This is a genomic window from Streptomyces sp. NBC_00076, assembly GCF_045041235.1.
Classification (GTDB): Bacteria; Actinomycetota; Actinomycetes; order Streptomycetales; family Streptomycetaceae; genus Streptomyces.
In genome coordinates this window covers 1,442,790-1,469,221 of record NZ_CP108242.1, presented here as the reverse complement: position 1 = coordinate 1,469,221, position 26,432 = coordinate 1,442,790, and the positions used below count along the sequence as shown (strand labels likewise).

Annotated in this window: 19 protein-coding genes and 2 pseudogenes; 15 read left to right on the top strand and 6 right to left on the bottom strand. The window is 71.2% G+C overall.

Annotated elements, in window-relative coordinates; all coding sequences use genetic code 11:
• Nucleotides 1-738: 738 nt before the first annotated feature.
• Complete coding sequence (gndA, locus tag OHA64_RS06775; protein WP_405609391.1) at nucleotides 739-2,178, bottom strand: NADP-dependent phosphogluconate dehydrogenase; 1,440 nt, start codon at nucleotides 2,176-2,178, stop codon at nucleotides 739-741.
• Between the two features lie 275 nt (nucleotides 2,179-2,453).
• On the opposite strand from gndA, the pseudogene OHA64_RS06770 reads away from it, so the two are divergent.
• A pseudogene (locus OHA64_RS06770) lies at nucleotides 2,454-2,762 on the top strand (transglycosylase family protein); the annotation flags it as partial.
• A 216-nt stretch (nucleotides 2,763-2,978) separates the two neighbouring features.
• Nucleotides 2,979-3,755: pseudogene (locus OHA64_RS06765) on the top strand (peptidoglycan DD-metalloendopeptidase family protein); the annotation flags it as partial.
• Here the strand turns inward: OHA64_RS06765 and OHA64_RS06760 are convergent.
• Complete coding sequence (locus tag OHA64_RS06760) at nucleotides 3,745-4,998, bottom strand: DMT family transporter (RefSeq protein WP_405609388.1); 1,254 nt, start codon at nucleotides 4,996-4,998, stop codon at nucleotides 3,745-3,747. The pseudogene OHA64_RS06765 and the gene OHA64_RS06760 overlap by 11 nt on opposite strands.
• Before the next feature lie 210 nt (nucleotides 4,999-5,208).
• Here OHA64_RS06760 and OHA64_RS06755 point away from each other — a divergent pair, with 210 nt between their 5' ends.
• The 6 genes from OHA64_RS06755 (at nucleotide 5,209) to OHA64_RS06730 (ending at nucleotide 14,269) form a co-directional block, all read left to right on the top strand.
• Nucleotides 5,209-5,964, top strand: coding sequence for a (2Fe-2S)-binding protein (locus tag OHA64_RS06755; protein WP_405609385.1), 756 nt, complete (start codon nucleotides 5,209-5,211; stop codon nucleotides 5,962-5,964).
• A 38-nt stretch (nucleotides 5,965-6,002) separates the two neighbouring features.
• Nucleotides 6,003-7,154 (top strand): glycogen synthase, encoded by a 1,152-nt coding sequence (gene glgA, locus OHA64_RS06750; protein WP_405609382.1) that lies wholly within the window; start codon nucleotides 6,003-6,005, stop codon nucleotides 7,152-7,154.
• A gap of 52 nt (nucleotides 7,155-7,206) precedes the next feature.
• Nucleotides 7,207-8,427, top strand: a complete 1,221-nt coding sequence (gene glgC, locus OHA64_RS06745; RefSeq protein WP_405609379.1) for a glucose-1-phosphate adenylyltransferase — start codon at nucleotides 7,207-7,209, stop codon at nucleotides 8,425-8,427.
• A gap of 133 nt (nucleotides 8,428-8,560) precedes the next feature.
• The gene (locus tag OHA64_RS06740) at nucleotides 8,561-11,164 is read left to right on the top strand and encodes a PA14 domain-containing protein (RefSeq protein WP_405609376.1); all 2,604 of its coding nucleotides are present in this window, start codon (nucleotides 8,561-8,563) and stop codon (nucleotides 11,162-11,164) included.
• A 166-nt stretch (nucleotides 11,165-11,330) separates the two neighbouring features.
• A complete protein-coding gene (locus tag OHA64_RS06735) occupies nucleotides 11,331-12,671 on the top strand; it encodes a wax ester/triacylglycerol synthase family O-acyltransferase (RefSeq protein WP_405609373.1) in 1,341 nt (446 codons plus the stop codon).
• 104 nt (nucleotides 12,672-12,775) lie between these two features.
• The gene (locus tag OHA64_RS06730) at nucleotides 12,776-14,269 is read left to right on the top strand and encodes an SDR family NAD(P)-dependent oxidoreductase (protein ID WP_405609370.1); all 1,494 of its coding nucleotides are present in this window, start codon (nucleotides 12,776-12,778) and stop codon (nucleotides 14,267-14,269) included.
• Between the two features lie 111 nt (nucleotides 14,270-14,380).
• Here the strand turns inward: OHA64_RS06730 and OHA64_RS06725 are convergent, their stop codons facing one another.
• On the bottom strand, nucleotides 14,381-15,184 hold the full coding sequence (locus tag OHA64_RS06725; RefSeq protein WP_405609367.1) for an SDR family oxidoreductase: 804 nt from the start codon (nucleotides 15,182-15,184) through the stop codon (nucleotides 14,381-14,383).
• Between the two features lie 25 nt (nucleotides 15,185-15,209).
• Nucleotides 15,210-15,662: a hypothetical protein gene (locus OHA64_RS06720; protein WP_405609364.1), complete on the bottom strand. Its 453-nt coding sequence runs from the start codon at nucleotides 15,660-15,662 to the stop codon at nucleotides 15,210-15,212.
• Between the two features lie 447 nt (nucleotides 15,663-16,109).
• On the opposite strand from OHA64_RS06720, the gene OHA64_RS06715 reads away from it, so the two are divergent.
• Nucleotides 16,110-16,283, top strand: coding sequence for a hypothetical protein (locus OHA64_RS06715; protein ID WP_107122162.1), 174 nt, complete (start codon nucleotides 16,110-16,112; stop codon nucleotides 16,281-16,283).
• A gap of 55 nt (nucleotides 16,284-16,338) precedes the next feature.
• Nucleotides 16,339-16,821, top strand: a complete 483-nt coding sequence (locus OHA64_RS06710; protein ID WP_405609361.1) for a GNAT family N-acetyltransferase — start codon at nucleotides 16,339-16,341, stop codon at nucleotides 16,819-16,821.
• 19 nt (nucleotides 16,822-16,840) lie between these two features.
• Here OHA64_RS06710 and OHA64_RS06705 read toward each other — a convergent pair whose 3' ends face one another.
• Nucleotides 16,841-18,184: an amidase gene (locus OHA64_RS06705; protein ID WP_405609358.1), complete on the bottom strand. Its 1,344-nt coding sequence runs from the start codon at nucleotides 18,182-18,184 to the stop codon at nucleotides 16,841-16,843.
• Nucleotides 18,185-18,432: 248 nt separating this feature from the next.
• Here OHA64_RS06705 and OHA64_RS06700 point away from each other — a divergent pair, with 248 nt between their 5' ends.
• Nucleotides 18,433-20,268, top strand: coding sequence for a family 20 glycosylhydrolase (locus tag OHA64_RS06700; protein WP_405609355.1), 1,836 nt, complete (start codon nucleotides 18,433-18,435; stop codon nucleotides 20,266-20,268).
• Between the two features lie 17 nt (nucleotides 20,269-20,285).
• Nucleotides 20,286-21,821 carry an alpha-L-fucosidase gene (locus tag OHA64_RS06695; protein ID WP_405609352.1) on the top strand — a complete coding sequence of 512 codons (1,536 nt, stop codon included), beginning with the start codon at nucleotides 20,286-20,288 and terminating at the stop codon, nucleotides 21,819-21,821.
• A gap of 75 nt (nucleotides 21,822-21,896) precedes the next feature.
• Here the strand turns inward: OHA64_RS06695 and OHA64_RS06690 are convergent, their stop codons facing one another.
• Entirely contained in the window at nucleotides 21,897-22,598 is a 702-nt protein-coding gene (locus OHA64_RS06690) for a FadR/GntR family transcriptional regulator (protein WP_405609349.1), read from the bottom strand.
• Between the two features lie 164 nt (nucleotides 22,599-22,762).
• Between OHA64_RS06690 and OHA64_RS06685 the strand changes: the two genes are divergently transcribed.
• Genes OHA64_RS06685 through OHA64_RS06675 form a run of 3 tightly spaced genes read left to right on the top strand, consistent with a single transcriptional unit; the run spans nucleotide 22,763 to nucleotide 26,413 of the window.
• Nucleotides 22,763-23,836: a sugar ABC transporter substrate-binding protein gene (locus OHA64_RS06685; protein ID WP_405609346.1), complete on the top strand. Its 1,074-nt coding sequence runs from the start codon at nucleotides 22,763-22,765 to the stop codon at nucleotides 23,834-23,836.
• Complete coding sequence (locus tag OHA64_RS06680; protein ID WP_405609343.1) at nucleotides 23,833-25,395, top strand: sugar ABC transporter ATP-binding protein; 1,563 nt, start codon at nucleotides 23,833-23,835, stop codon at nucleotides 25,393-25,395. Before OHA64_RS06685 ends, OHA64_RS06680 begins: the two co-directional genes overlap by 4 nt.
• Entirely contained in the window at nucleotides 25,388-26,413 is a 1,026-nt protein-coding gene (locus tag OHA64_RS06675) for an ABC transporter permease (RefSeq protein ID WP_405609335.1), read from the top strand. The genes OHA64_RS06680 and OHA64_RS06675 overlap by 8 nt, the downstream gene beginning before the upstream one ends.
• Nucleotides 26,414-26,432: the final 19 nt, after the last annotated feature.

Genomic DNA, 26,432 nt, shown 5'->3' with positions numbered 1-26,432 from the left:
CCTGCCCGCCCTGAACGCCGCCCCACCGCGCGCCGACGTCTGCGGCGTGAGCCACGCCGAATGTGTCCGGCTTCTCCCGGCGTGGGCCGCCGGGCACGGCGGAAGGTCCCCAAGGAGCAATGGCTGGACGCACGTCGGGCGGCCCACCCGGGCCAGGTGGTTCACGCGGGGGAGTGAGTGGTGGCGCCGCCGCCGGGTACGCGGGGGAGTAGTCCAGTGCCGACGTCGACCGACTGGCCGGAGGACGCCATGACGAACCCGTACTCGGACCCCGTGCACCCCGGGCCCCCGGACCCCGTTCCTCCCGGGCCCCCGGACCCCGTACCTCCCGGACCCACACCGGGCCCGGATCCCCAACCGCCGCACCCCGATCCCGTACCTGACCCCTCACCGCCCCCGGCTCCGGACCCCACACACCCGCCGGCCCCTGGCCCCACTCCGGACCCCCGTCCGACGCCCGAGCCCTCCCCGTCCCCGATCCCGCCGGGCCCGGAACCCGTCCCCCAGCCGGAACCGGGCCCGCCGCTGTCCTGAGGCCGCCCGGCGCTCCCCTCGCGCAGGGCGTGCCGCCGTCCTGATGTCGTCGGCCCGGCCGAAGGCGCGCCCCCGGCACAAGCGGTCGGCGATGACACCACACGGCACAGCGGCGGTGGGCGACCCTCGGGTCGCCCACCGCCGCTGTGCCGTGTTCAGCCTCGCCTGGCCGTTTTCAGCCGTTCCGGCGTTCCGGCGTTCCGCCTAGGCGGACACCTCCGAGCGGTCCCCGCCCCAGAGCGTGTGGAACGAGCCGTCCTGGTCGGTCCGGCGGTAGGTGTGGGCACCGAAGAAGTCCCGCTGCCCCTGGGTGAGCGCGGCGGGCAGACGCTCGGCGCGCAGGGCGTCGTAGTAGGCGAGGGCCGCGGCGAAGCCCGGGGTCGGGACGCCCTGGCGGGTCGCGGCGATGATGACCTCGCGCCAGTCGTCCTGGGCGGCCGCGATCTCCTGGGCGAACGTGTCGTCGGACAGCAGGCTGGGCAGGTCGGCGCGGGTGTCGTAGGCCGCGCGGATGCGGTCCAGGAAGGCGGCGCGGATGATGCAGCCACCCCGCCAGATCGCGGAGACGGAACCCAGGTCGATGTTCCAGTCGTACTCCTCGCTGCCCGCCGAGATCTCGTGGAAGCCCTGCGTGTACGAGACGATCTTCGAGGCGTACAGCGCCTGCTCCACCCGGTCGGCGAAGGCACCCGCCTCCGCCTCGCTCAGCGCGGTCGCCTTCGGCCCGGCCAGCCCGCGGGAGGCCTCGCGCAGCGCCGCGTGGCCGGAGAGGGAGCGGGCGAACACCGCTTCCGCGATGCCGGAGACCGGGACGCCGAGGTCCAGGGCGATCTGGACGGTCCAGCGGCCGGTGCCCTTCTGCTCGGCCTGGTCCACCAGCACGTCCACGAAGGGCTTGCCGGTCGCCGCGTCCACGTGGGACAGCACCTCGGCCGTGATCTCGATGAGGTAGGAGTCCAGCCGGCCGGTGTTCCAGGTGCGGAAGATCTCCGCGATCTGCGCGGGCTCGTACCCGGCGACATCGCGCAGCAGTTGGTACGCCTCGCCGATCAGCTGCATGTCGGCGTACTCGATGCCGTTGTGCACCATCTTCACGAAGTGCCCCGCGCCGTCGGGACCGACGTGCGTCACACAGGGCGACCCGTCCGCCGCCTTCGCGGAGATCTTCTCCAGCATCGGGCCGAGGGAGTCGTACGACTCGACGGGGCCGCCCGGCATGATGCTCGGGCCGTTCAGCGCGCCCTCCTCGCCGCCGGAGACGCCCATGCCGACGAAGTGGATGCCCTGCTCGCGCAGTTCGCGCTCACGGCGCCGGGTGTCCGCGAAGTGCGCGTTGCCACCGTCGATGATCATGTCGCCGGGCTCCAGCAGCGGGGCGAACTCCTGGATCACCGCGTCGGTGGGGTCGCCGGCCTTCACCATGATGACCAGACGGCGCGGCCGTTCCAGCGCGGCGACGAACTCCTTGGCGGTCTCGGCCGCGACGAAGTCGCCCTCGCCGCCGAACTCCTCGACCAGGGCGTGCGTACGGGACGCCGTCCGGTTGTGCAGCGCGACCGTGTAGCCGTTCCGCGCGAAGTTGCGGGCGAGATTGCGGCCCATGACCGCGAGTCCTGTGACGCCGATCTGGGCTGAAGTGCTCATGCGGTTTGGCTCCTAAAGGATCCGGTGAAGGATTCCGGTCGTCGGGGGTGTCGGTCGTGCCCGCCAGTCTGCCCCACCGACCATCGTGACGTGCCGGTACGCCGTCCGCACATCCGGGTCGTCCGGCGTTCCGAAGGCAGATACGCACAGGAGGCCCCACCTTCCTCAGATCTTTCACAACTGCCGTTTGCTCCCGGTTCGCTTCGTCGCAAGCGCGGCCGATTGCCGCCTTGTCATGGCCTGTTCGCAGCCCTTACTTTTGCCCCTCCTGACGCATGTGGAGGGGGCTTTCGATGGCCTTACGTGGCCGGCACCGCCGGTATCAGCCAAGCAGGATCAACCGCGCCTCACTCACCGTCACGGCGGGCGGCGCGGGGATGGCGATCCCGCTCATCGGCACCGGGGTGGCCCAGGCCGCCGACGTGGACACCTGGAACAAGGTCGCCGCCTGCGAGTCGACCAACGACTGGAGCATCAACACCGGCAACGGCTACTACGGCGGGCTCCAGTTCACCCAGTCCACCTGGGAGGCGTACGGCGGCACGCGGTACGCGCCCCGGGCGGATCTGGCCACCAGGGACCAGCAGATCGCCGTGGCGGAGAAGGTGCTCGACGGGCAGGGGCCCGGCGCCTGGCCGCAGTGCTCGGTGCGGGCCGGGTTGACCCGGGGTGGGAACAGCCCTGACATCCGTCCCGCCGGCGAGCGCGTTTCCCGAAGCGCCACCGCCAAGAAGTCGGACGACGTCACCGCCAAGAAGTCGGACGGCGCCACCGCCAGGAAGTCGGGCGCTTCCGCGCCGGACGTGCAGCCGCAGACCACGCCCCAGTCACGGGCCGGGACCGCGCAGATGTACACGGTGGTCCGCGGCGACTCGCTCTCCGGCATCGCCGACGACCAGCGCGTCCGGGGCGGCTGGAAAGGGCTGTACACGGCCAACCGGAAGACCATCGGGCCTGACCCGGACCTGATCCTGCCCGGGCAGCGGCTCACGCTGCGGGGCCAGGACTCCGCCACCACCACGACCCGCCCGGGCGGCGAGGCAGCCGAGAAGAAGTCCTCCCGCGCCAAGGACAAACCGTCCCGCGGCACCCGCGACAAACAGCCCCGCACCCAGGACAAACAGTCCCGCACCCGGGACAACCACGACACCGAAGAGAAGGCCACGCGGAGCGGTTCCATGGTCTCGCCGGTCGGCGCCGGCACCGGAACGCCGTACCACAAGGCCGGCTCCTCCTGGTCGAAGGGCTACCACACCGGCGTCGACTTCCCGGTGCCCACCGGCACGTCCGTGAAGTCGGTCGGGGCGGGCACGGTCGTGAGCGCCGGCTGGGAGGGCTCCTTCGGGTACCAGGTGGTGATCCGGCACTCCGACGGCCGTTACAGCCAGTACGCCCACCTGTCGGCCATCTCCGTGAAGAGCGGGCAGACGGTGGGCGGCGGCCAGCGCATCGGACGCTCGGGGTCCACCGGCAACAGCTCGGGCCCGCATCTGCACTTCGAGGTGCGGACGGGGCCCGGCTTCGGAACGGACATCGACCCGGTGGCCTATCTCAGGTCCGGCGGGGTCAGGATTTAACCCGCGTACGGTGCCGGTCCGGGACGGGCAGCGGGATGTACGGGCCGCCGTAGAAGGGACCGTAGACGTTCAGGGCGTTGTCCGGCACCGACGGCTCCGGCTCCTCGGGCCCGCCGCTCAGGGCGGCGGGCGCCGGGATGATCACGCCCTCCGGGGCGTCGGCCGGGGCCGGGACGACCATGTCCCGTGTCGTCAGTTCCGGGACGAGATCAGCGGGCGCGAGCGACGGGACGAGCACGCTGCCCCGCAGTGCCGCGACCTGCTGTTCCGGAAGCAGGGCCAGGAGCCCCTCGGCCAGTTCCCCGGTGCGCCCGGCAGGGACGGACCCGGAGGGGACAGACTCGGTGGGGACGGACTCGGCGGCCGTGGTGGCGGGCTCGGGAAGCGTCGGCGATGCCGCCTCCTCGGCGTGGGTGCGCGCGAGCCGCTCCGTGGTCAGGAGGATCAGACCGCCCGCCGCGACCACACCGCATCCCAGCGCGAGCGCGGTGCCCGTCGTGCCGTAGCGGAAGGTTTCGCCGAACATCGTGATGCCGACCGCGGCCGCGACCACCGGGTTGACGACCGTGAGCGTCGCCAGCGGGGCCGCGAGACCGGCGCCCCGGTAGGAGGCCTGCGACAGCATCATGCCGGTCGTGGCCAGCACGCCTATCACGGCCAGGGACGGCACGTCGGCCGCGGAGACGCCGCCGGTCCAGTCGACGGCGACCGTCTTCGTGAACACCGAGGACATGCCGAAGGCTATGCCGGACGCGGTCGCGAGCAGGATGCTGCGGACCGCCGGGTGCCGGTGGGCGGCCCGGCCCGCGATCATCAGCGTGACCACCGCGCAGGCGGTGACCACGGCCACGACCACCCGCTGGGTGGTGTCCAACGACTGCGCCTCGGAAGCGCCGACCAGGGACAGCAGACCGGCCAGACCCACCGTCGCCATGATCGCGCCCCGCCAGGCGGTCGCCCCGGCCCTGCGGCCCACGAACAGGGCGGCCATCGGCAGGGCGAACACGATGGTCAGCGCGCCCAGCGGCTGGACCAGGCTCAGCGGGCCGTAGGCGAGCGCCACCACGTGCAGCAGTCCGCCGAGGCCGTTCAGGGCGACCGCCGCCCACCAGCCCGGACGGCGCAGCGGCGCGTACTGTTCGTCGGGGGAGGACACCGCGACCTGCTCCTGCACGATCGCTCCGGCCGCGTAGGCGACGGCGGAGACGAGCGACAGCAGCACGGACAACGCGAGGGCACTCATGCGCTGCTCCTCTGCGTGAGGCGGGGGCGGGACGCCCGGCGCGACGAACGGTCGGCTTCCATACGCAACACGATCCCGTGAAAAGTTCTTCCCGTCGTCGTCCCTGAGCAGGCAATGGGTCCTACTGCCGATGGAGTACGAAACGGTCCCCATCATCCCCAAGGTGGGGAACCCGGGACGGGGTCCTCCTGGTTGCGACCCCTAGGGGCCTTGGTACTACTGCTCTTCGTGGACCTCGACCCCGATCTCGCCGCACTCCGCCCGCTCGGCGGCTTCTTCGCCCTACGCACCACCGGAGGGCGGCGGCCACCGCTGCCGACGCTCGCACACGTGTATGAGGAAAGATCGTCGGATGTTTACGGACATTCTATAACTTTCCGCGTCAACAAGGTGGCGAAAGCTCTCCGTGCCCCCGAGACGCGGATCGCGGCCTCGGTGGCCCACCAGGGACTGGCGGCCCGCCTCTGGTCGACGGCCCTCGGCTGCGCCGCCCTCTACGAGCGGGTCCCCGACCTCGACCCGCGGCTGCTGCACTGGGACCCGGACGGCACCGCCCCCGACGACCTGTGGCTGACCGCCCTACGGCCCCTGCCCGCCGACACGGAGACCCTCACGGAGGTTGTCCTCAACGCCCACCTGCGACCGCTGGCCGACATCCTGCGCTCCCGCCACCGCCTCGCCGAGGGGCTGCTGTGGGGCAACGCGGCCTCCGCGCTGGCGGGCGCCGGCCGTCAGCTGGACGGCTGGGCCCGGGCACAGGGTCGTACGGACGTCGGCGACCGGGCCCGGGAACTCACGGCGGGACTCCTCGCCCACCCTCTCCTCGCCGACACCGGCACCCTCACCGGAACCGCGTTCCGGCGCCGCAGTTGCTGCCTCTACTACCGCGTCCCCGGCGGCGGGGTCTGCGGTGACTGTTGCTTCCCACGACCCCCGCGCTCTTCCCCACACGCCACATCTGGGTGACGATGAAGGTCATCAACGGCTGAGACAGGGGGTTCCGGGTGCGAGTGGGACTGCTGACCCGGGAGTACCCGCCGGATGTGTACGGCGGCGCGGGCGTCCATGTCGAGTTCCTCGCCCGGGAGCTGAGGTCCCTCGTCGACCTGGACGTGCACTGCTGGGGCGAGGGCCGCACGGAGGGTGTGATCCGGCATCGCCCCTGGTCGGCGCTGGACACCGCCAACGACGCGCTGCGCACCTTCTCCGTGGACCTCGCCATGACCGCCGGCCTCGAAGGCCGCGATCTGGTCCACTCCCACACCTGGTACGCCAACCTGGCCGGCCATCTCGGCAAGCTTCTGTACGGCATCCCGCATGTGATGACCGCGCACTCGCTGGAGCCCCTGCGGCCCTGGAAGGCCGAGCAGCTCGGCGGTGGCTACGCCCTGTCCAGCTGGGCGGAGCGCACCGCGATCGAGAGCGCCGACGCGGTGGTCGCCGTCTCGGGCGCCATGCGCGAGGACATTCTGGGCTGCTACCCGGCGCTGGATCCGGCCAAGGTCCACATCGTGCACAACGGCATCGACACCGCCCTGTACCGGCCCGACCCCGGCACCGACGCGCTGCGCCGCATCGGCCTCGACCCGGCCCGCCCGTACGTCCTCTTCGTCGGCCGTATCACCCGACAGAAGGGCGTGCCCCATCTGCTGCGCGCGGTGCGGAAGATCGACCCGGCGGCCCAGGTCGTGCTGTGCGCGGGCGCACCCGACACGCCGGAGATCGACCAGGAGTTCCGTGACCTCTTCCGGGAGCTCAGCCGGGTCCGCGAGGGCGTGCACTGGATCCCGCAGATGCTGCCGCGTCCCGAGGTGATCCAACTGCTCACGCACGCCGCCGTCTTCGTCTGCCCTTCGGTGTACGAACCCCTCGGGATCGTCAACCTCGAGGCGATGGCCTGCGGGACTCCCGTCGTGGCGTCCCGGGTCGGCGGGATCCCCGAGGTCGTGGACGACGGCAGGACCGGGGTACTCGTCCCGGTGGACGACGACTTCGAGGCGGGCCTCGCGCAGGCGCTGGACGCGGTTCTCGGCGATCCGGCGGCCGCGCGGGAGATGGGTGAGGCCGGGCGGGAGCGCGCGGTGGGCGAATTCGGATGGGACGCGGTCGCCCGTCGCACGGTCCGGCTCTACGAGGAGATCGTCAAGCAGGCGTAGGCCGCCCTGTGCGAGGGCAGGCATGGGTCAAACCAGCGTGAGGGGAGCGGCCATGCGTCGTGGTGGTCCTTCGGTGCTCGGCATCGTACTGGCGGGCGGAGAAGGCAAGCGGCTGATGCCGCTGACGGCGGACCGCGCGAAACCCGCGGTCACCTTCGGCGGCACATATCGCCTGGTCGACTTCGTCCTGTCCAACCTTGTCAACGGCGACATCCTGCGCATCTGCGTGCTGACGCAGTACAAGTCGCACTCGCTGGACCGGCACATCACCACCACCTGGCGGATGTCCAGTCTGCTCGGCAACTACATCACGCCGGTCCCGGCCCAGCAGCGACTCGGCCCCCGGTGGTACCTGGGCAGTGCGGACGCGATCCTGCAGTCCCTGAACCTCATCTACGACGAACGCCCCGAGTACGTCGCCGTCTTCGGTGCCGACCACGTCTACCGCATGGACCCGCGCCAGATGGTCAACCAGCACATCGAGAGCGGCGCGGGCGTGACGGTGGCCGGCATACGTGTCCCGCGCGGTGAGTCGTCCTCGTTCGGCGTGATCACCCCGGGCTCGGACGGCCAGACGGTCGAGGGGTTCCTGGAGAAGCCCGCCGATCCGCCGGGCCTTGCCGACGACCCGGAGTCCGTGTTCGCCTCCATGGGCAACTACGTCTTCACCACCAAGGCCCTCATCGAGGCGCTGCAGCGGGACGCCGAGGACCCGCAGTCCGTGCACGACATGGGCGGCTCGATCCTGCCCCAGCTCACCGAACGCGGCGAGGCCCACCTGTACGACTTCAGCGCCAACCACGTCCCCGGCGAGACCACCCGCGACCGGGGCTACTGGCGGGACGTGGGCACCCTGGACGCGTACTACGAGGCCCACATGGACCTCATCGCCGAGCGGCCCGCGTTCAACCTCTACAACCGGCAGTGGCCCATCTACACCCACTCCGGCCAGCTCTCCCCGGCCCGTTTCAACGCCGGCGGCATCGCCAGCGAGTCCATCATCAGCGCGGGCTCCCTGATCCGGGGCCAGGTCACCCGGTCGGTGCTCTCGCCGGGGGTCGTGGTCGATCCGGGCGCCGTCGTCCAGGGTTCGGTGCTGCACGACAACGTGCACATCGGGCGGGGCGCGGTGGTGCGGGGCGCGGTGCTGGACAAGAACGTCGAGGTGCCGCCGGGCGCGACGATCGGCGTCAACCCGGAGCGGGACGCGGAGCTCTACACGGTCTCCAGGGGCGGAGTGATCGCCCTCGGGAAGGGACAGCGGGTGCCCTGACCCCTCCGACGGCCCCGGTGCCCCGAGCGCACCGGGGCCGTCGTGATGTCACGTTGTCATGTCCCTGGACGGCAAGTGGAATCCGTGTTGTCATGCCAACTCCGGTCCATGACAACGTTGTTATGGGGGTTCCGTGCACCGCACCCGCCTCAGAAACCGACTCTCCTTACTGTTCGCCGCGCTTCTCGGCCTCGCCGGGCTGACCGCGGCACCCGCCCTGGCCGACGATTCCGCGGAGGCCCGCGGCCTGAAGGGCGAGTACTACACCCAGTCCGCCCCGGGCGCCTTCGACTTCCACGAGCTCAAGGCCACCACCTTCGACCCGACCATCGACTTCGACACCCTGGAGCCGCGCCTCGCCGCCGCCACCGGCCGCGCGGACGACGTCAGCGTCCGCTGGACCGGCCGGATCGTGCCGGAGCAAACCGGTCCGCACACCTTCTCGGTCATCGGTGACAACGGCTTCCGGCTGTGGATCGACGGCCGGCTCCTCATCGACCACTGGGTCGACGACTGGGACCGCGAACAGACCGCCGCCCCGATCGAGCTGACCGCCGGCACCGCCTACGACATCAAGATCGAGTACTTCGAGCACTACGGCGGCTCCAACCTCCATCTGCGCTGGACCGAGCCCGGCGGCAGCAAGGAGGCCGTGCCGCAGTCGGCGTTCCGGCTGCCCGCCGGATTCGACTACGACGGGCCGATCGCGACCACCGTCCTCGGTGACGGCCGCACCCTGAGGCTCGACTTCGCCCAGCGCCTCGCCCCGCCACCGGCCGGCCTGACCGACCACCTCCAAGCGGTGATCGGCGGCGCCGAGTGGCCGCTCGGCACCGCGAGGCCCGACCCCGCGGACCCGAGTGCCCTGCTCGTCGCCCTCGACGAACCCGTCGTCGGCAACAAGACCGGCACCGCGCGCGGCACGGCCGACCTCCGCTACGACGGGGGCGGCGGCCTCACCGACACCGAGGGCAACGTTGTCGGGGCGTTCTGGAGCAGCGGCTCCAACCACTCCACGTACCAACTGCGCACCCGCTGGGCCGACGAGGTCGGGCCGGGCAACGCCCGCCCCGAGTACCCGCGCCCGCAGCTGACCCGTGACGCCTGGCGCAATCTGAACGGGCGCTGGCAGTTCGCCGCCGCACAGGCGGGTGAGCGGCCGCCCGTCGGCAGGAACCTGGCGGAGCGGGTCCTCGTCCCGTACCCCGTCGAGTCCCAGCTCTCCGGCATCGAGCGGCACGAGGACCGGATGTGGTACCGGCGTACCTTCACGGTCCCCGCCGACTGGCACATCGGCTCGGGCAAGCGCCTGCGGCTCAACTTCGGCGCGGTCGACTGGCGGTCCGAGGTGTACGTCAACGGCACGAAGGTCGTCGAGCACCAGGGCGGCTACGACAAGTTCGGCGCCGACATCACCGACGCGCTCAAGCCCGGCCGTACCCAGGAGCTGGTCGTCGGTGTATACGACCCGACGGACGCGGCGAACGGCGAGAACCCGCCCCTGGGCAAGCAGCGCCTGGACCCGAGCGGGATCTGGTACACGCCGAGCTCGGGCATCTGGCAGACGGTGTGGATGGAGCCGGTCGCGCCCGACCACGTCGACTCGCTCAAGCTGACCCCGGACGTCGACGGCGGCCGGCTCACCGTCGAGGCACAGGGGGTCCGTCCGGGCGTACCGATCACCGCGACGGCGTACGACGGCGGGCGCAAGGTCGCCACGGCGCGCGGCCGGACCGGCGGTCCGCTGACCCTGACCATCGACGACCCGCACCTGTGGTCGCCCGACGATCCGTTCCTCTACGGCCTGAAGGTGACCGTCGGCGCCGACCGCGTCGGCAGCTACTTCGGCATGCGCTCCATCGCCGTGGAACAGGTGAACGGTGTCCCGCGCACGGTCCTCAACGGCAAGCCGGTCTTCATGATGGCCACCCTCGACCAGGGCTTCTGGCCGGACGGACTGCACACCGCGCCGACCGACGAGGCCCTCGCGTACGACCTCAAGGTCCACAAGAAGCTGGGCTTCAACTCGGTCCGCAAGCACATCAAGGTCGAGCCCGACCGCTGGTTCTACTGGGCCGACCGGCTGGGTCTGATGGTGTGGCAGGACATGCCCGCGATGACCGCGGGCGTGAACCCGAGCGCCGCCGCCCGCGCCGAGTACGAGCGGGAGATGAAGGAGCTGATCGACGAGCACATCAGCAGCCCGTCGGTGGTCATGTGGGTGACCTTCAACGAGGGCTGGGGCCAGTACGACGTCGGGCGCGTCGCCGAGCAGGCCAAGGCCTGGGACCCGACCCGGCTGGTCAACAACCAGTCGGGCCTCAACCTCGGCGCCGACGGCAACGCGGGCGACATCATGGACGAGCACGGCTACCCCAGCCCCGCCCTGCCGCCCCGCCCGGACGGCAGACGTGCGCTGGTCAGTGGTGAGTACGGCGGACTCGGGCTGGCGGTGCCGGGACACGCCTGGTCGGTCCAGCAGTCGTACGTCGACGTCGATCCGGCGACCTACACCGACGACTACCTGGCGAAACTCGACGAGGTGCGCGCCCTGGCCTGCCGGGGCGGCAACGGCGCCGTCTACACGCAGATCTCGGACGTGGAGGGTGAGCTGAACGGTCTGCTGACCTACGACCGGAAGGTGCTGAAGCCGGACGTGGCGCGGCTGAGGGCCGCTCACGAGGCGCTGATCCGGGACGCTTCCCGGGACACGCCGACCGGCTGCCCGGCGACCTGAGGGCCGCGCGGAAACGGATGTGACCACAGACGGCCCATGAGTCCCGCCCCTTTCGAGGGGCGGGACTTAATCTGCTTTTAACTGTGCGTAGCATGACCGTGCTTGACCGTAATCGCCTGCGGGCGGTTGACTGCTGACTCACCCGTCGTCGAAGCGAGGCAAGCCATTGACTTCCCACCTGCTCGCCCCACTCGACCTGGCGTTCTGGAACATGGAATCCGCCGAGCACCCGATGCACCTGGGCGCACTCGGCGTGTTCGCGGCCCAGTCGCCCACCGCCGGCGCCCACGCCGCGGACCTGCTCGCCGCCCGGGCGGCCGCGGTACCCGGGCTGCGGATGCGGATCCGGGACGTGTGGCCCCTGGGCTTCCCGACGGCGTTCGGCGGGGCCGCGCGGGAGCCCGCTCCCGACTTCGACCCGCTCGACCACGTCACCCTGCGCGCCCCTACCGCGGACTTCCAGGCCGAGGCCGGCCGCCTCATGCAGCGCCCGCTGGAGCGCGGGCGCCCGCCGTGGGAGGCGCATGTGCTGCCGGGGGAGGACGGCGTCTCGTTCGCCGTGCTGTTCAAGTTCCACCACGCCCTGGCCGACGGACTGCGCGCACTGACGCTCGCCGCCGCCGTCCTGGACCCGATGGACATGCCCGCGCCGCGCCCCCGTCCCGTCGAGCCGCCACGCGGTCTGGTCCCGGACGTCCGCAGGCTGCCGGACGTGCTGCGCGGCGCCTTGTCCTCTGCCCTGTCGGACGTGGGCCGCGCCCTCGACATCGGGGCCTCCGTCGCCCTCTCCACCATGGACGTGCGTTCCTCCGCGGCCCTCACTGCCGAGTCCACCGGCACCCGCCGCACCGCCGGAGTGGTCATCGACCTCGACGACGTGCACCGCGTCCGCAAGGTCGTCGGCGGCACCGTCAACGACGTCCTGATCGCGGTCGTCGCGGGCGCCCTGCGCCGCTGGCTCGACGAACGCGGCGACGGCAGCGAGGGCGTCGCGCCCCGAGCGCTGATCCCGGTCTCCAAGCGCCGCCCGCGCACCGCCCACCCGCAGGGCAACCGGCTCTCCGGCTACCTGATGCGGCTGCCCGTCGCCGACCCGGACCCGCTGCGGCGCCTCGCCACGGTCCGTGCGGCCATGAACCGCAACAAGGACGCCGGCCCCAACCGGGGCCCCGGCGCCGTCGCCCTGCTCGCCGACCATGTGCCGGCGCTCGGCCACCGGCTCGGCGGACCGCTGGTCGGCCAGGCAGCCCGGCTCTGGTTCGACATCCTGGTGACCAGCGTGCCGCTTCCGAGCATCGGACTGAAGCTCGGCGGCAACCCGGTCACCGCGGTCTACCCCTTCGCCCCGCTGGCCCGCGGCCAGTCCCTCGCCGTCGCCATCTCGACCTACCGCGGACGCGTCCACTACGGCCTCGTCGCCGACGCCCGAGCCGTCCCCGACCTGGACCGACTGGCCCGGGCCGTCGCCGAGGAGGTCGAGACGCTGATCACCGCCTGCGAGGCGTGATCCTCGCGGTTTGGCGCCGCGGCCCGAGGCTGTCGTAAAATTCGCTGTTCGAAAGCGGACGCCGTCGGAGCGCCGCGCGGAAGACCCAGGGAACGGCAGCGGCCATGACGGTGACAGACAACGGCTCGGCGACCACGGACGAGGTGGTGTACGGGCCCGGCATCGACCCGGAGCGGCTGGCCGTCTGCCTGAGCGTGCTCGACGAACTCGACAAGCTGGACGTCGACCACCCCGACGCGGTCGCGGTGCGCCGGGCCACCGCGGGCGTCTACCGCACCGTGAAGCAGCGCCGCCGCCAGGAGCGCCGGGCCGCCAAGACCGCCCACGACAAGTCGGTCACGGAGGCCACCGCGACCGGCTCCGCCCAGCGCATCGACGACGAGACGGAGGGCATCCTGCCGTCGTCGGTCACCGAGGAGGGCAGGATCGCGGGGATCCTCCAGCGACCCCGCTCCTGCTACACCTGCAAGGCCCGGTTCGTGGAGGTCGACTACTTCTACCACCAGCTGTGTCCCGACTGCGCCCGCCTGAACCGCGGCAAGCGCGACGCCCGCGCCGACCTCACCGGCAAGCGCGCCCTGCTCACCGGCGGACGCGCCAAGATCGGCATGTACATCGCGCTGCGGCTGCTGCGCGACGGCGCCCACACGACGATCACCACGCGCTTCCCGAAGGACGCCATCCGCCGTTTCAAGGCCATGGACGACTCGGCGGACTGGATGCACCGCCTGGAGGTCGTCGGCATCGACCTGCGTGATCCGGCGCAGGCCGTGGCCCTCGCCGACCAGGTCGCCGAGGCGGGCCACCTCGACATCCTCATCAACAACGCGACCCAGACCGTGCGCCGCCTGCCCTCCGCCTACGCCGCGCTGGTCGAGGGCGAGAGCGCCCCGCTGCCCGCGGGTGAGCTGCCCGCCCACCACGTCATCGGCGCCTTCGGCTCAGGCGCGGTGGACGGCCTGGCCTCGCTGCCCGCCGGGATCTCCGGCATGGACGCACAGCAGGTGGCCGACCTCGCCCTGGTCGCGGGCAACGCCAGCGTCGCCCGGCACCTCGACGGCACCGCCATCGACGCGGGCGGCCTCGTCCCCGACGTCGTCGACAGCAACACCTGGGTGCAGACGATCGAGCAGATCTCCCCGGTGGAGCTCCTCGAGACCCAGCTGTGCAACTACACGTCGCCGTTCATCCTGATCAGCAAGCTCCGCCCGGTCATGGCCGAGGCCGCCAGGAAGACGACGAGCGGACGTGCGTACGTGGTCAACGTCTCGGCGATGGAAGGCGTCTTCGGCCGCGGCTACAAGGGAGCGGGCCACCCGAACACGAACGCCGCCAAGGCCGCGATGAACATGGTGACGCGAACCAGCGCCCAGGAGATGTTCCAGACCGACGGCATCCTCATGACCTCGGTCGACACCGGCTGGATCACCGACGAACGCCCCCACTACGACAAGCTGCGCCTCGCCGAGGAGGGCTTCCACGCCCCGCTCGACCTGGTCGACGGCGCCGCCCGCGTCTACGACCCGATCGTGCGCGGCGAGGAGGGCGAGGACGTGTACGGCGTCTTCCTGAAGGACTACGCGCCGGGCAAGTGGTAACGGTCGCGCGCCGGGCGTGACGGGGCGGGGCGCGTCGGGTCGACCGCGGCGCGTACGGGCCGCTTGGGCCGGGAGTCGACCGCGGGCGTACGGGGCCGGTCGCGCCGGGGGTCAACCGCGGGGCGTACGGGGCCGGTCGCCCGGTTCCCCGCGCCCCACGGGTGCCGCGTGGGCGGGTCGGACCCTGGTCCCACCGTCCACCAGCAGATCAGCCCCGGTGACCCACTCCGCCGCGTCCGACGCCAGCCACAGCACCGCTCGGGCCACGTCCTCGGGCTCCCCGATCCGCCCGAGCGGCAGCCCGGCCGCGATCACCGTCTCCGCCGGCTCCCACACGAACCGGGCCATCTCGGTCCGCACCAGCCCGGGGGAGACGGAGTTGACGCGTACCTTCGGCGCGAGCTCGCCCGCGAGTTGCCGGGTGAGGTGGAGCAACGCCGCCTTGCTGGTGCCGTACGCGCCCACGTGCGGACCGACGTGCTCGGCTCCCTCCGTGCAGACGTTGACCACGGAGCCCCCGTGTTCGCACATCCATCCCCGCCACGCCTGCTGGACGAGTCGCAGGGGTGCCTCGACGTTGACGGTGAACGCCGTGCGCCACAGGTCCGGGTCGGCATCCATGAGCGGTCCGTACGGCTGGTTGGTCGCCGCGTTGTTGACCAGGACGTCGAACCGGCCGAACTCGCGCAGCACCAGCTCGGTGACCCGCGCCGGATGGTCCGGGTCGGCGACGCCGCCCGCCAGCCCGATGCCGCCCAGTTCCTCGGCGGTCCGGCGCACGTCGTCGCCGTCACGAGCGGTCACGCACACCAGCGCACCGGCCGCGGCCAGTTGTGCGGCGACGGCCCGTCCGATCCCCCGCGTCGCCCCGGTGACGACGGCTGCCCTGCCCTGGAATCCGTACGATGACGTCATCGCCGTACCGTCTCATGACGGGTCGTCAGTCGACAGCCCCCAGGCGTGAGTTGCGTGCGGCCACCAGCTCCAGCACCGTGCGCCAGTCCTCCAGGACGCCCGCGTCGAACCCGGCGCAACGGCCCTCCTCGGCGGCCTGGCGCAGGCGCAGGAGGTCGTCGTCGGCCAGGCCGCCGTCGGGCCGGTGGCCGCGGACCAGGCCGGCGACCCGCTCGCCGAGGAGGGAGCGGACCGCGTCGGCGGCGCAGTCCGGGTGTGCGGTCCGGTCGCCGGGCCGCAGCAGCGGGCCGATCACGTGCGCCAGGCCCGCCAGCTGGAGTTCCTTGTCGGCGGGACGGGACCGGCGCAGCAGCGCGGCCGTCCGCAGGGCGTGTTGGTGGAGGTCGACCGGGGGGCCTCCTGGGAAGCCGGGCGCGCCGAACGTGCCCCGGCAGGCGTACAGCAGATCCATCAGCTCTTCGACACCGCGCAGCTCCATGCGCCAGTCCTCCCGCCGGACGAGCCTTGCCGGGCGCCAGCAGATCATGGGCGGCTTGCGATTCGGCCAACGGGATCTGAACTGCGTCGCCTGTTCGCGTCCGTAGGCCGAATGGGGGACCCGCAAAAGGGGCGTAACTCAACAGAACGGGGCAGACTGTCCCTGGCCGTGCACGCGTTGACTTCGGATAGTTACCCTTTGTTTTCAGCCCTATCGAGCGGACTGTCGCTCATTTGGTTAGTCTGTAGCGGACGGACAGCAGTACGGGGTCCAACCCACACCCATGGTCCGTCATGGGACTCGCCCGTTCACCACGGCCTGCTCTCGTTCGAGAAACCGGCGCCACCGCGTCCGAAGTGCCTCTAGCCATACCCAAGCGGGCGTCGGGAACCAGGTCGCACACTGGGCACTACGCCCGAGGGTGACCCGACACATAAGGAGTGCGCGGTGACACCGGAGAAGACGAATCGCGATCAACGCCCCAAGGAACGCACGGAGCGTGCAGGCCGCCGGCCCGGAGAGATCGGCAGCCTCGACGTGTGGGCCCGGTCCGCCCCGATCCGCCTCGCGGGCTACGAGGACGACCTCGCCGAGGACCACATCCTGCCCAGCGTGGACTGACCCCGGGGCAACCCGTCGCGATCGCCGACCGCATGGGCGTGCGAAACTCACGCCCATGCTGATCAGAGAAGCCGTGGCCGACGACTGGCCACGGATCTGGCCTTTCTGGCACCGGATCGTCGCCGCCGCCGAGACCTACGCCTGGGCGCCGGACACCTCCGAGGAAGCGGCCCGCGCCCTGTGGATGGCTCCGGCCAAACGCGTCTACGTCGTCGAGAACGACGACGGCGCCGTGGTCGCCTCCGCCTACCTCACCCCCAACTACGGCGGCCCCGCGGCCGGTATCGCCAACGCCGGCTTCATGGTCGACCCCGAGCAGGGAGGCCGCGGCTACGGCCACGCCCTCGCCGAGCACCTCCTGTCCGCCGCCCAGGCAGCCGGATACCGGGGCATGGTCTTCAACGCCGTCGTCGAGACCAACCCCGCGGTGAAGCTCTGGACATCCCTCGGCTTCACCATCCTCGGCACGGTCCCGGACGCGTACGACCACCCCCGGCACGGACCGGTCGGCCTGCACATCATGTACAAGTCGCTCTAGGCGCACACGGGTTGCCCCGCTACTCCAGCGGCGCCGTCCGCTCCCACGGGTGCCGCTCCTCCAACTGGGCCGCCACCTCCAGCAGATCCGCCTCCGATCCCGGCCGCGCCACCAACTGGACGGCGCACGGGGCACCCGAGGGCAGGGTGTTGAACGGGACGGACATCGCGGGCCAGCCGGTCAGGTTCCACGGCGGGGTCAGGGGCGAGTAGTTCGTGTTCGCCAGTACATTGCGCAGCCAGCCCCGCTCGTGCCAGGGCGCGGACTTGGGGGAGCGGCGGGCGAGCGCCGGCATGAGCAGCACGTCGTACTCCTCGAAGAACGGCTCCAGGCGCCGGCGCAGCGCCTCGCGTCCCCCGCCGGTGCGCACGGAGTTCACGAAGCGGCGCCCGACGGCCGCGTGCACCCGGGTGCGCCGGGCCAGCCGCTTGCGGTCGAGACCCTGCGCGTCCACGGCCGTGCCGGCCGTCCAGTGGGCGAGCGAGGTGAAGCTCAGCGACATCGGATACGGCGGATCGGCCCGGCGTACCTGGTGACCCGCCTTCATCAGCACGCCGGCCGCCTCCCGGACCGCCGTCGTGTACGGCGTGGTGACGACGACGCCCGCGAGCGGGCTGCGCAGGGAGACGGCGACCCGGTGTGTCGCGTCCGCGTCCCGGCGTACGAACGTGGTGTCGGCGAGGACCGACAGCATCAGACGCGCGTCCTCCACCGTCGTCGCCAGGGGCCCGTTCTCGGACATGCCGAACCAGTCGCCGTCACTGACGCCGGCGGGCACCACACCGGGGCCCGGCTTGAGGGTGACCAGGCCGCAGTTGGCCGCCGGGATGCGCAGGGAGCCCATGCCGTCGTTGCCCAGGGCGATCGGCACCAGGCCCGCGGCGACCGCGGCCGCGCTGCCGCCGGACGAACCGCCCGCCGTGCGGGAGGTGTCCCACGGGTTGCGGGCCGTGCCGTGGACACCCTCCGTGGTGCCGAAGACACACAGCTCCGGCACGTTGGTCAGCCCCACGACCACCGCGCCCGCCGCCCGCAGCCGGGCCACGGTGACATGGTCGGCTTCGGAGGGCGTGTCCGGGGTGGCGGCCGAACCGACGCGTCTGGCCTCGCCCCGCACGGCGAGGTTGTCCTTGACGGCCACGGGAACCCCGGCCAGCGGGAGTGAGTCCAGGTCGCCCCGCGCGGCGACCTCGTCGGCCTCGGCGAGCGCCGCCTCGGCCCGCACCACGCGGAAGGCTCCGACACGACCGTCGAGCCGGTCGATCCGGGCAAGGTGCTCGGCCACCACCTCGCGCGGCGTGGCCCGCTTCTCACGTACGGCGGCGGCGATCTCGGCGGCGGTCCGGCCGACCCAGCTGGTCACGGGCGCTCCCTGGAGGCTACTGGTGGGTATGTCGAGAGAACTCTGCCCCGGAGCCGGGCCCGAGTCGAGAGCACTCGCGCTTGGACATTCGGACAGGTCTTGTTGGACTTTTCGCGGTGGGACAGGCGCCTCGGTCGACTGATCCGCAGGTCATCCGATCAATGGTCCAACTCCAGCCTCACTGCACCCCATTGACAGGCTGAGACGCCAAGCCAAGGATCAGGCCTCCGATGAATGGGGAGTCGCTGATGAGAAAACGGCTGAAACTGGCCGGTGTCCTGGCGGTGCTGACGCTGCTCCTGGCACCGGCTCCGGCGATCGCGCGGCAGCAGCAGAGCCCGCCGGTCACCGTGCCCGCCCTGAGCGACTGGACGCCCGAATCCGGCAGCTACGTCTACCGGAGCGGCGCGCGTCTGGTGGCGGACGGTCCGGACGAACGCCGGGTCGCGGACACCCTCGCCGACGATCTCCGGGCGGCGGGCCACGGCAGGGTGCCGGTGGTGCGAGGCGGCGCCCGCACCGGTGACATCGTCATCGACGTCCAGCCCGCAAGGACCGCCCTCGGCACCGAGGGCTACGAACTGCACGCCGGCCGGAACCTGTCGGTGACCGGCGCGACCGAGACCGGCGTCTTCCACGGCACCCGCACCCTGCTCCAGCTCCTCGCGCAGGGCGACCGCGTCCCCGCCGGACGCACCGTCGACGTGCCGCGATACAAGGAACGCGGCGTCGGTGTCTGTGCCTGCTACGTCCACATCTCGCTGCCCTGGCTGGAGAACCTCGTCCGCGAGATGGCGTACAACAAGCTCAACCAGCTGCTCCTCGAACTCAAGGTGAAGAGCGACACCCACCCCGAGGCCAACACCTGGGGCTACTACACCAAGGACGAGATCCGCCGCCTGGTCGCCCTCGGCGAGCGGTACCACGTGGAGATCATCCCGGAGATCAACTCCCCGGGCCACATGGACCCCTGGATCGAGAACCGGCCGGACCTCCAGCTCACCGACTCCGACGGCGCGAAGCAGCCCTCGCGCCTGGACATCACCCAGCCGGCCGCCTTCACCTACTACACGAGCCTGATCGACGAGTACGCGCAGGTCTTCACCTCCCCCTCCTGGCACATGGGAGCCGACGAGTACATGCTCGGCTCCGACTTCGCCAAGTACCCGCAGATCCTGCGGTACGCCCAGGACAGGTACGGCGCGAACGCCACACCGCAGGACGCCTTCATCGACTTCGTCAACCGCGTCCACGCCTACGCGTCCGCCAAGGGCAAGAAGCTGCGGATCTGGAACGACGGACTCACCGGAGCCAACACCGTGCCGGTCGCGGCGGGCACGACGGTCGAGCACTGGCTGGACGTGGCCACGAAACCCAGTCGACTCCAGGCTCAGGGCTATCCGTTGATGAACGCGGCGTACTCGCTGTACCTCGTCCGCGGCGGCTTCCACAGTGACACCAAGGGCCTGTACGAGCAGAGCTGGGATCCAAGAAGCTTCGAGGGCGAGAAGCTCGCCTCCGCCGACGGCGTCACCGGCGCGAAGATCAGCCTCTGGCCCGACAACGGGCGCGGCGAGACCGAGAACGAGGTCTCCGGCGAACTGTGGCCCGCCCTGCGGCACATCGCCCAGGCGACCTGGGGCGACCCGCACCCCGACGCCACGTACGCGGGGTTCACCGCGCGCGGGACGGCCGTGGGACACGCGCCCGGATGGCGGGACCTGACCCGGGTGCCGGTGCCGGACGGGACGTACACCCTCACCGCGGCGGGCCGCACGATCGACGCCCAGGTGCGGCGCACGGCGGACGGCTACGCGAGCCTGCGGACCCAGGACGGCTGCCTGGAGATACGCGGCGGCAAGCTCACCCTCAACGTGCCGCTCCAGCCCGGCGTCGAGGCGACCTGGCAGAGCTGCGACTCGGCGAACACCCTGCAGCGCTGGCAGCTGGTCCGCGACGCCGACGGCTACCGACTGGTCAACGCGATCACACAGATGGCCCTGAGCGTGACCGACGGGGGCCGACTAGTGCAGTACCCGCCCGACCAGCACCCGCCCGCCGTCTGGCAACTGACCGTCCACTGACGTAGGAGCCCCACCCCATGGCAGTCTCCCGCCGCCTCTTCGTCACCGCCGCCACCGCACTCGCGGTGACCGGACCGCCTGCCCTGCCGGCCTCCGCCGCCCCGGCCGATCCCCGCTACCGCATCCCCGTCTCCCCGGACGACACCGAGGCCGACCTGGTCCGCAAGGCCTCCCAAGTCCGGCCCACCGCACGGCAGATCGCCTGGCAGCGCCTGGAACGGACCGCGTTCCTGCACTTCGGCGTGAACACCTTCACCGGCCTGGAATGGGGCACCGGCGACGAGGACCCCGAGGTGTTCCAGCCGGTCGGCCTCGACACCGACCAGTGGGCCAGGGCCCTGCGCGACGGCGGTTTCGAGCTCGCCATCCTCACCGTCAAGCACCACGACGGCTTCGTCCTCTACCCCTCGCGCTACACCGACCACTCCGTCCGGTCCAGCAGCTGGCGGGACGGACGGGGCGACGTACTGCGCTCGTTCGCGGACTCCATGCGGCGCCACGGCATCAAGGTCGGCGTCTACGTCTCGCCCGCCGACGAGAACCAGTACCTGCACGGCGTGTACGCCAACGGCAGCGCCCGCGCCGAGCACGTCATCCCCACGCCCGTCCCTGGCGACGACCGCTCACCGCGCCGGTCGTACGCCCTGCCCGCCACCGACTACGGCGCCCACATGCTCAACCAGCTCTACGAGGTCCTCACCGAGTACGGCCCGATCGACGAGGTGTGGTTCGACGGCGCCCAGGGCCGGATCCCGCCGGACAAGGTCGAGAAGTACGACTGGGACAGCTGGTACACCCTCGTGCGCTCGCTCGCACCGGACGCCGCGATCGCCGTCTCCGGTCCCGACGTGCGCTGGGTCGGCAACGAGGGCGGGCTGGCCCGCGAGGACGAGTGGAGCGTGGTCCCCGTCCAGGAGAAGGACTACGGCCGTACCGACTACGCCCTCGCCTACGACGCCGCCGACATGGGCAGCCGGGACGCGCTCGTCAAGGCCCAGCCGGTGGCCGATTACCTGCAGTGGTGGCCGGCCGAGTGCGATGTGTCGATCCGGGACGGATGGTTCTACCACGCCGACCAACAACCCAAGACGGTCGACGAGTTGACCGACATCTACTTCCGGTCCGTGGGCCGCAACTCGGTCCTGCTGCTCAACATCCCGCCCGACACGGACGGGTTGCTGCCCGCCGCCGACGTCGTCCGGCTGCGGGAGTTCCGCGACCGCGTGGACGACGAACTGCCTCAGGACCTGGCGCGCGGCGCCCGGACCACCACCGGGCCGGACCGGGTGACCATCGACCTCGGCAGCGAACGGGAGGTGGACCGGATCAGACTGGCCGAGGACGTGCGGTACGGGCAGCAGGTCGAGAGCTTCGTGGTCGAGGCCCGGGTGGACGGCGCGTGGACGGAGGTGACGAGGGCCGGGACCATCGGCCTGAGCCGGATCCTGACGTTGCCGGCCGCGGTACGGGCCGGACAGTGGCGGGTGCGGGTGACCGGGGCCCGGAGCGTCGTGCGGGTCGCGGAGTTCGGGCTGTATCGGTCGCGGGTCTGAGGCGGGTGGCTGTAGCGGGTGCGGGTCTGGGCGCGGCCGGAATGCTCGCCTCCCGGTCCGCGCCCCGCCGGAGCCTCAGCTCTCGATCTGCGCCCGCAGCCACTGTTCGACCTCTCCCACGTGTGCGGCGGCCGCCGCCCGTGCCGCCTCCGGGTCGCGGGCGACCAGGGCGCGGTGGATGGCGGCGTGCTCGCGGCGGGTGCGGGCGAAGGCGCCCTCCTCCTGGTAGCCGCGCCAGACCCGGGCGCGGAAGGTGCGCGAGGACAGGCCGTCCAGGATCGCGGCCATCGTCTCGTTGGCGGCGGCCGTGGCGATCTCGCGGTGGAAGGCCAGATCGTGGGCGAGGATCACCTCGGGATCCTCGGTGGCGTTCATGGCCGTCAGATGCTTCTCGACCTCGGCGAGCTGATCCGGGGTGATCCGGGCCGCCGCCAGCGCGGTCGCCGTCGACTCCAGGATGCGGCGCACCTCCAGCAGCTCCACCAGGCGCGGGCCGCGGGACAGGTCGGCGACCACACCGAAGGTCTCCAGCAGGTCCCCGGCCTCCAGCTGGGTCACGTAGATGCCCGACCCGTGCCGGGCCTCCAGCACGCCCAGCACCGTGAGCGCGCGGATCGCCTCCCGCATCGAGCTGCGGGAGATGCCGAGCTGGACCGCCAGGTCGCGTTCCGTGGGCAGCCGCTGGCCCGGCTCCAGCCGCCCCTCGCCGATCATCGCCTTGATCCGCTCGATGGCGCGCTGCGTCACGGTGCCCTTCTGCGGGGCTGTCTCGTCCACGCCACTCCTCCACTCACCAGGTGCGCCGCAGTCTAACCACGAGAGTGGTCATACCACTATGGCCTCAACTCCCGAAAAAATGCCGCCGGAGGGTGTTCTTTGGGCCGAGTGGTCTGATAAGTATGCGGTCATCTGCTCGAACACGCTCGACGAGGAGCCACCAGATGCCCGGCAGAACAGTGGGGAAGCGGAACAACATACGAAGTGTCGGTGCGGTGGTCGTGGCCGTCGGCGCCTCACTCGCGCTCGCCGCCTGCGGCAGCACCAAGGACACCGGTGGCGCCTCCAGCGCGGGAGGCGACAAGGACGGCAAGGTCGGGGTGATCCTGCCCCTGCTGACCTCGCCGTTCTGGCAGTCGTACAACGACTACGTGCCGAAGATGGCGAAGTCCGAGGGCGTCGACGCGCTGAAGACGGTCAACTCCAACAGTGACCCGTCCCAGCAGATCACCGACATCAACAACGAACTCAACCAGGGCGTCAAGGGCCTGGTCGTAGCCCCGCTGGACAGCGCCGCCATCGAGGCCGGCCTCGACCAGGCGGAACGCAAGGGCGTGCCCGTGGTCGCGGTGGACGTGGCCCCCGACAAGGGCAAGGTCGCCATGGTGGTGCGCGCCGACAATGTCGCCTACGGCGAGAAGGCCTGCCAGTACTTGGGCAAGCAGATTCCCTCCGGCAAGGTCGTGCAGATCATGGGCGACCTCGCCTCGGTCAACGGCCGTGACCGCTCCGAGGCGTTCCGCGCCTGCGTGAAGAAGAACTTCCCGAAGCTGAAGGTTCTGGAGATCCCGGCCAAGTGGGAGTCCGACACCGCCGCCTCCAAGCTCGACACCCTGCTCAATGCCAACCCCGACCTCAAGGGCATCTACATGCAGGCCGGCGGTGTCTACCTCGCGCCGACCCTGCAGACCCTCAAGTCGAAGGGGATGCTGAAGAAGGCCGGAGAGTCGGGCCACATCACCATCGTCTCGAACGACGGCATCTCGCAGGAGTTCGACGCCATCCGCAAGGGTGAGATCGACGCGACCGTCTCCCAGCCCGCCGACGCCTACGCCAAGTACGGCATGTACTACATCAAGGCGGCGATGGAGGGGAAGACGTTCAAGCCCGGTCCGACCGACCATGACTCGACCATCGTCAAGCTGCCCAACGGCATCCTCGAGGACCAGCTGCCCGCACCCCTGGTCACCAAGGACAACGTCGACGACTCCAAGCTCTGGGGTAATTCGGTCAAATGAGCACGCCACTGGTTGAAGCGCGTGGGGTCGTCAAACGCTACGGCCCCACCACCGCCCTCGCCGACGGCAGGCTCACCGTCCTGCCTGGCGAGTCCCACGCCCTCGTCGGCCGCAACGGCGCCGGCAAGTCCACCCTCGTCACCCTCCTCACCGGCCTCCAGGCACCGGACGAGGGCACCGTCAGCTTCGACGGCGAGCCCGCGCCCCCGCTGGCCGACCGGGACGCCTGGCGCCGCAAGGTCGCCTGTGTCTACCAGAAGCCCACGGTCGTCCCGGAGCTGACGGTCGCCGAGAACCTGTTCATCAACCGGCAGCCGCTGCACCGCGGGTTCATCAGCTGGCGGCGGCTCAAGACGCAGGCCACCGAGCTGCTCGACGCCTGGGACGTGCACGTCGACCCGGAGGCGCGCACCGCCGACCTCAAGGTCGAGGACCGCCAAATGGTCGAGATCGCACGGGCGTTGAGCTTCGGCGCCCGCTTCATCGTCCTCGACGAACCGACCGCCCAGCTCGACAACCGGGAGATCGAGCGGCTCTTCGCCCGCATGCGGACGCTCCAGGACTCCGGCGTCACCTTCCTGTTCATCTCGCACCACCTCCAGGAGGTGTACGAGGTCTGCCAGACCGTGACCGTGCTCCGCGACGCCCGCTGGATCACCACGGCCCCGGTCGCCGACCTGCCGAAGACCGCCCTGGTGGAGGCCATGGCGGGGGAGAGCATCGAGACGCTCGCCGAACAGGCCGTACAGGAGAGGGTGGTCGACGAGAGCGCCCCCGTCCTGCTGGACGTACGCGGCCTCACCTCTCAGTCGTACGAGAACATCGACCTGACCGTCCGCCGCGGCGAGGTCGTCGGTCTCGCCGGGTCCAGCGCCAGCGGCAAGATCGAGCTCGCCGAGACGCTGACCGGACTGCACAGCCCGCAGAGCGGCACGGCCCAACTGGACGGGAAGCAGCTCCGGTTCGGCGATGTCCCGGCCGCGCTGAAGGCCGGTGTCGGCTGTGTGCCCCGGGACCGGCACGTCCAGGGGCTCGTGGTGGGGATGACCGTCGGCGACAACGCCACCCTGAGCGTCCTCGACCGGCTCGGCCGCTACGGCTTCGTCGGCACCGACCGCCGGCGCGGCTTCGCCACCGAGCTGATCGAACGCCTCGACATCCACACCGAGGGCCCCGACCAGCCCGTCTCCGACCTGTCCGGCGGCAACGCGCAGAAGGTCGTCATGGCGCGCGCGCTGGCCTCCGACCCGCACCTGCTGGTCCTGATCAACCCCACCGCGGGCGTGGACGTGAAGTCCAAGGAGTCCCTGCTGGCCCGCGTGGACAGTGCCCGCGAGGACGGCACCGCGGTACTGGTCGTCTCCGACGAGATCGACGACCTCAGACGCTGCGACCGCGTCCTCGTCCTCTTCCACGGCAGCGTCGTCGCCGAACACATGGCGGGCTGGCGCGACCACGAGCTGATCGCCTCCATCGAAGGAGTGGACCATGGCTACAGCGTCTCCTCGGGGGACAACCCCCGTACCCCCGGCCGGGAAGGGGGGAGCCGGGGTGACTGAGACGAAGGCCCAGCCGCTCGCCCCGCTCGACACACCCGCGGCACGTTCGGCCAGGACGGTACTGCTGCGGCGGGCCCGTGAACTCGCCCTTGTTCCCGCCCTGTTGCTGCTCATGGTGCTCGGCGCGGTGGTCAACGACTCGTTCCTCACCGAACGCAACCTGATCTCGATCCTCGGCGCCTCCGCCGCCCTGGCGATGGTGGTGCTGGCCGAGTCGCTCGTCCTCATCACGGGCAAGTTCGACCTGTCCCTGGAGTCGATGGTCGGGATCGCGCCCGCCATCGGAGCGCTCCTGGTGCTGCCCGCCGCCCAGTCCGGTTGGGGCACCGAGTTCCCGGCCGCGCTCGCGCTGCTGGCGATCCTCGTCGTCGGCGCGGTGATCGGTGCCTTCAACGGGATCCTGGTCGTCAAGTTCAAGCTGAACGCGTTCATCGTGACGCTCGCGATGCTGATCGTCCTGCGCGGCCTGCTCGTCGGCGCCACCAAGGGCAAGACCCTGTTCGGCATGCCCGACAGCTTCTACTCCCTCGCCACCACCACCTTCCTGAACGTCCCGATGTCGGTGTGGCTCGCCGCCGCCGCCTTCGCGATCGCCGGGTTCGTGCTGAAGTACCACCGCGTGGGGCGCGCCCTCTACGCGATCGGCGGCAACGCGGACGCGGCCCGCGCGGCGGGAATCCGCGTCGACCGGGTGATGCTCGGGGTGTTCGTCGTCGCGGGCGTTCTCGCCTCGGTGGGCGGACTGCTGCAGACCGGTTACGTCGGCGCGATCAGCGCCAACCAGGGCCAGAACATGATCTTCACGGTGTTCGCGGCCGCGGTGATCGGCGGCATCAGCCTCGACGGCGGCAAGGGCACCATGTTCGGCGCGCTCACCGGCGTACTCCTCCTCGGCGTCGTACAGAACCTGCTGACCCTCGCCCAGGTGCCGTCCTTCTGGATCCAGGCCATCTACGGAGGGATCATCCTCGTCGCCCTCATGATCGCCCGCGTCACGACGGGCCGCGCCCAGGACTGACCCGCCCCGACCCTGACCA